This is a genomic window from Zoogloea sp., assembly GCF_030157465.1.
GTDB lineage: Bacteria > Pseudomonadota > Gammaproteobacteria > Burkholderiales > Rhodocyclaceae > Zoogloea.
The window spans coordinates 1-2,940 of record NZ_JAOAUU010000110.1; the positions used below are offsets into that span (position 1 = coordinate 1).

Consider the following 2,940-nt stretch of genomic DNA (forward strand, 5'->3'; position numbering starts at 1 on the left):
AGATGGTTGTTTAACCTGTTGAACGTGAACGATTTTTTTGGTGAATTTCAAAAAACCATGTCGTTCGAGTGCGATGGCCCTGGGGGCCGATCCAATCGAAATGCTGAGCCGCCCCGAGTTTTGTGGAGGCTACGCAGTTAGCTTTGCGCACTACTGCTGCTGTTCAAGCAGGAGGGGCTAAACGTCTGCAAAGGCCGACCAAGAGACAATGGCGCTGGCACTGGGAACGGCTGCTTATTGATGTGGATTCAACCGGTGGATGTAACGGACTGTTGAAATCGTTGTGCCGGTGTTTCGTAGTTTAGTGTCTTTCTGGGGCGCTCATTCAGTTTGCGTGCGATGGCATTCACGGCGATGGCTTCGACTTCGCGCTGGGCGCGGAAGGCTTCGTCGGCGCGGAGGGTGGGGGCGGAGACAGCTTTGAGTTGCATTTCCTGCACGATGGCTTCCGTTGCGGGTTGAACGTGTCGTGGGCTGCCACGCTTAAATCTTAGCGTTTCACGATATTCCACGGAATATGCCATTCGATGTACAGAGGCAGAAAATCCCCAAAAAATTCAGCGTCTGAGGTGGGCTGCGTGGCGCACGCTTGTCTATCCGGCTTGGGTGGATGCGGTGGCGATGGGGCGAGCTGGCGTGAGGCGCGGCGGGGTTTTGTGCAGGCTGCGCGGGGCTTTTGTGGGGGATGGTGCGTTTTCGGGGCGGCGGGCGATGGCTTTCGTTGGCGGTCGGGAAGCCTGCCGTTGCTGGCCTGCGCTTGCCTGCCTGCAGAAAATTGCTATCTTTTTGCGGCGGAATGCTTCTGTTCGACCCGCAAATGACGCTGTTTGCACTTGAGTTGCTTCATTCCTGCGGCGGAATGCTTTATTTCATCAAAGCAATGCTTCATTCCGGACGCAAAAGGTCTTTGTTCAGCTTGGCAATGCTTCATTCCTGGTGCGAAAGATCTTCTCTCGATCGCGTAATGCTTCATTCCGGATGCGGAATGCTTTATCTGGCCGGTGAAATGCTTCATTCCGCGCACGAACATCTTTTACTCGGCGCTGAAATGCTTCATCTCGGCGCAGAGAAGGGGCGTGTCAGTGTTGCGTAGGTCGGGTTAGCCCGCAGGGCGTAACCCGACAGCACGGCATGCGACGGTCGGGTGTCGGGTTACGCTGCGCTAACCCGACCTACGCAGTTCACCGCGCTCCAGTAGTCCTCAAACGCAAAACGGGGGCCGAAGCCCCCGTTGATGACGTTTGAACGTTCAGATGCTTACTTGCCTTCGGGCTCGTCCTTCTTCTTGTCGTTGCCGGCGATGTAGGGGCTCCACGGGGCGGCTTTCACCGGGCCGGGGGTCTTCCAGACCACGTTGAACTGGCCGTCGGCCTTCACTTCGCCGATGAATACCGGCTTGTGCAGGTGGTGGTTCTTTTCGTCCATCTTGGCCACGAAGCCCGACGGCGCCTTGAAGCTCTGGCCGGCCATCGCGGCGATCACTTTGTCGGTGTCGGTGGACTTGGCTTTTTCGACGGCCTGGGCCCACATGTGGATGCCGATGTAGGTGGCTTCCATCGGGTCGTTGGTCACCACCTTGTCGGCGTTGGGCAGCTTCTGTTTCTTGGCCCAGTCTTTGTACATCTTGGTGAACTTGGCGTTTTCGGGGTTCTTCAGCGACATGAAGTAGTTCCACGAAGCCAGGTGGCCGACCAGCGGCTTGGCGTCCACGCCGCGGAGTTCCTCTTCGCCTACCGAGAACGCTACCACCGGCACGTCGGTGGCCTTCAGGCCGGCGTTGCCGAGTTCTTTGTAGAAGGGCACGTTGGAGTCGCCGTTGATGGTGGAGACCACCGCCGTCTTCTTGCCTTCGGAGGCGAACTTCTTGATCTTGGCGATGATGGTTTGATAGTCGCTGTGACCGAAGGGGGTGTAGTCCTCCATGATGTCCGCGTCGGCCACGCCCTTCGACTTGAGGAAGGCGCGCAGGATCTTGTTGGTGGTGCGCGGATACACGTAGTCGGTGCCCAGCAGCACGAAGCGCCTGGCCTCGCCGCCGTCCTTGCTCATCAGGTATTCCACGGCCGGAATCGCCTGCTGGTTGGGCGCGGCGCCGGTGTAGAAGACGTTCTTTTCAAGCTCTTCACCCTCGTACTGCACCGGGTAGAACAGCAGGCCGTTGAGTTCTTTGTACACCGGCAGCACCGACTTGCGGGACACCGAAGTCCAGCAGCCGAAGGTGACCGCCACCTTGTCCTTGGTGAGCAGCTGGCGGGCCTTTTCGGCGAACAGCGGCCAGTTGGAGGCCGGGTCCACCACCACCGGTTCGAGCTTCTTGCCCATCACGCCGCCGGCCTTGTTGATCTCGTCGATGGTCATCAGCGCGGTTTCCTTCAGCGCCGTTTCGGAAATGGCCATGGTGCCGGACAGCGAATGCAGGATCCCGACCTTGATCGTGTCGGCAGCGTGAGCCGCAAACGAAGACGCCATGCCGATGGATGCCACGGCAGCAGACAGGACGGTGGCCTTGATGAAGTTGCGACGAGTGCTCATGAAAGCTCCTTGGAGGTTTGGATGATCCGGGCTGCGTTGTTGTGCAGTGCAAGGCCAGATTAAGTTCGGGGCGCTTCGCGAGAAATACGTCAGATTGCGTAGTGGGGCCGCCGGGTTTGGAGAGTCTCACCTGTCGGGGGAAGCGCTTTCCAGACGTTGCGCGAACCTTGGTGGTTCATTCCATTCGACCTTCTGCGGGTTAAGCCCTTGCTGGACGGATTTCCGGTGTATGACCTTACATCGGCCGGGTCTCGCCCCGGCGGGCGACCTTCTTCTTTGTTGTACGACAAAGAAGAAGGCAAGAAAACGTACCCCGCTGCCGCGCCCCCTTCGGGGGTTCCCTCCTTCCGGCAATGCCGTGCGGGGTCTTCGCAAACTCGCCCTTCGGGCTCAGACATGCGAAGCCCT

General features: G+C 58.7%; 3 protein-coding genes. 1 reads left to right on the forward strand and 2 read right to left on the reverse strand.

Translation table 11 applies throughout. The features are described 5' to 3' along the window. Positions 1-248: 248 nt before the first annotated feature. Positions 249-512 carry a hypothetical protein gene (locus tag Q1W26_RS13540; RefSeq protein WP_300441073.1) on the reverse strand — a complete coding sequence of 88 codons (264 nt, stop codon included), beginning with the start codon at positions 510-512 and terminating at the stop codon, positions 249-251. A gap of 284 nt (positions 513-796) precedes the next feature. Between Q1W26_RS13540 and Q1W26_RS13545 the strand changes: the two genes are divergently transcribed. Continuing rightward, positions 797-1,093 (forward strand): hypothetical protein, encoded by a 297-nt coding sequence (locus tag Q1W26_RS13545; RefSeq protein WP_300441067.1) that lies wholly within the window; start codon positions 797-799, stop codon positions 1,091-1,093. Positions 1,094-1,257: 164 nt separating this feature from the next. Here Q1W26_RS13545 and urtA read toward each other — a convergent pair whose 3' ends face one another. After that, positions 1,258-2,532, reverse strand: a complete 1,275-nt coding sequence (gene urtA, locus Q1W26_RS13550; protein WP_300441070.1) for an urea ABC transporter substrate-binding protein — start codon at positions 2,530-2,532, stop codon at positions 1,258-1,260. Between the last annotated feature and the right edge of the window lie 408 nt (positions 2,533-2,940).

Coding starts and splice junctions, on each gene's coding strand:
- Q1W26_RS13545 (WP_300441067.1), top strand. CDS start 797: ATGCTTCTGTTCGACCCGCAAATGACGCTGTTTGCACTTGAGTTGCTT.
- urtA (WP_300441070.1), bottom strand. CDS start 2,532: ATGAGCACTCGTCGCAACTTCATCAAGGCCACCGTCCTGTCTGCTGCC.